The 2,369-nt window shown below is 27.6% G+C and carries 2 protein-coding genes; one reads left to right on the top strand and one right to left on the bottom strand.

Features of this window, described 5'->3' with window-relative positions:
• On the top strand, positions 1–1,128 hold a 1,128-nt coding region (locus QWY78_RS09280; RefSeq protein WP_290219102.1), incomplete at its 5' end, for a restriction endonuclease subunit S.
• 50 nt (positions 1,129–1,178) lie between these two features.
• Here QWY78_RS09280 and QWY78_RS09275 read toward each other — a convergent pair.
• A partial coding sequence (locus QWY78_RS09275; protein ID WP_290219099.1) for a restriction endonuclease subunit S occupies positions 1,179–2,369 on the bottom strand: 1,191 nt, incomplete at its 5' end.

Raw genomic sequence — 2,369 nt, 5'->3', positions numbered from 1 at the left:
TTTCCAAATTTGAGATTTCCAGGGTTTGAGGGAGAGTGGGAAATAAAAAAGTTGGGAGAATTAACAGAATTAATTACAAAAGGAACTACACCTAAAAAATTTGTAAATAAGGGTGTGAAATTCATTAAAATTGAATGTTTTGATGGGAATATGATAGATCCAGAAAGATGTTTGTTTATAGACGAAGAAATCCATAACAAAGAATTGAAGCGTTCTATTTTAAAAGAGAATGATTTACTTTTCGCAATAGCAGGTGCAACTATCGGAAAGGTAAATTTTGTGAACAATGAAATTTTACCTGCAAATACAAACCAAGCACTTGCAATAATAAGACTAAAAAAAACTGAAAATTCTAAATTTGTTTATCAGATTCTAAAATCTGATATAATGCATCGGTATATTAAAGATTCTATTTCTGTAGGGGCTCAGCCAAATTTGAATCTGCAACAGATGAATGAGTTTTCATTCTTTTACCCGTCAATTTCTGAACAACAAAAAATCGGATCATTCCTTTATCCAATAGATGAAAGAATTGCAACCCAAAAGAAAATAATTGAGGTTTTAAAAACACTCAAGGTACAAACGCGAAAAAAGTTGATTGTCAAAATAATTAAAGAGGATTATGAACCTTTATTGGTTAAAGAGATTTTAAATTATGAACAACCTACAAAATATATAGTTTTAAATACTGATTATTCAGATGATAAAGGATTAACACCTGTTTTAACCGCAAATAAATCTTTTATATTGGGTTATGCAGAGGAAAATTTTGGAGTTTATGATAAAGGAAATTGCATTATACTGGATGATTTTACAATGGATTTAAAATATGTAAATTTTCCATTTAAAGTAAAATCTTCGGCAATTAAAATTTTGAAAGCAAAAGAAGGGATTAATTTAAAATTTGTATTTGAATATTTTTCCTTTCTAAATTTTTCTTCAAATGAACACAAGCGACATTATATTTCTGAAATTGAAAAAATGTCAATTGTTTTACCAAAAATTGAAATTCAAAATAAGATCGCTCGATTTTTAACTGCTCTAGATGAAAAAATTAACTTAGAAATCGATTTATTAACTCAATACGAACTTCAAAAAAGATATTTATTATCCAACCTTTTTGTCTGATTTAGAAATCAATTTCAAAATATTTTAAAAGAATTTTCATTTACTATTATTTACACAAATAAATTCGTGAGAAGATATTTCTTTTGATTTTCATACTGCTCTAAAATTTTCTTTTCTGTTTCTATTTTTTCATCAATGGAAGCAAGAAAATTGGCGATTTTGGTTTGTTCGTCCCTCGAGGGAATTGTTAATTTTTCTTTTTTATAATCTTTGAAATAAATATGTGGAATAGTACTTCCAGTTACATATTTTGTAAAATCAATATTACTTAATTGATAAAATAAATAGTAAATATTCACATCAGTTTTGGGCTTAATAATATCCATTGTACCCAATACAGAAGATTTTGCTTCACAAAGGAATAATCGACCAACTCCTGCACCGTCTTTTACAATGCTAACAAATTCGTTCTCTTCTTCATAAAAATCAACTTTTTTTAAAATACCAGATGCACCATAAATAGTATAACTACCAAAGTTTTCTTCTATTTTATTTGCTGAAATGTTTGAGGACTGTTTTTGACAAATATTTTCTAATTTACTATCCTTCCAATCGGCAAAATCATTTCCTAACTTATCTTTAAACCTCAATTTCTGTGAAAATATCTTTTCTCGAAAACTTCTGATTGAGGTTTCTAAATGAGAAATTATTTTCATTGATTTAAATATCCTCTTTTCAATCAAAGAAATTAGTACAGTGATTTTTTCCTGTTCTGCTTTAGTTGGAAACGATAATTTCACATTGGAAATTCGCCCAACATTAATACTTAAAACTTTTGAACCTTGTGATTCTTTTTTAATTTGATTTCTAACATTTTTTGATTTGAATAAGAATCCTTTAAATCCTCTATAAAAGAATTTTTTATCTGGTCTTGCTAAAAGCGTATGCAATCCGGAAAGCAATTTCTCTCCATTTAAATTTACAATTTCAATACTTTTTCCAACATCATTCAAATCTTCAGATGCATCTGCAAAAACAATATCTCCCTCTTGACAATAATAATCTTCTGAAATTCTATTTAAAGAAATTTCTCCATTTATATATGGAACAAACTCTTTCTCTATATCAAAAAGAGTTTGAAATTTAGTGTGAATGTCGCCGTAATGAATGTTTTTAATATTTCCAGTTTCATAATTGAGATTCTCTCTCGAAAAAGAATTGGTCACTTTGAAATCCATAACATCTCCTAATCTCATAGTTTCCCACTCTCCCTCAAACCCTGGAAATCTCAAATTTGGAAA

The organism is Kaistella yonginensis (assembly GCF_030409525.1).
GTDB classification, from domain to species: domain Bacteria; phylum Bacteroidota; class Bacteroidia; order Flavobacteriales; family Weeksellaceae; genus Kaistella; species Kaistella yonginensis.
Note: the sequence above shows the minus strand (reverse complement) of the source record. Positions and strands in the feature narration are given on the sequence as shown.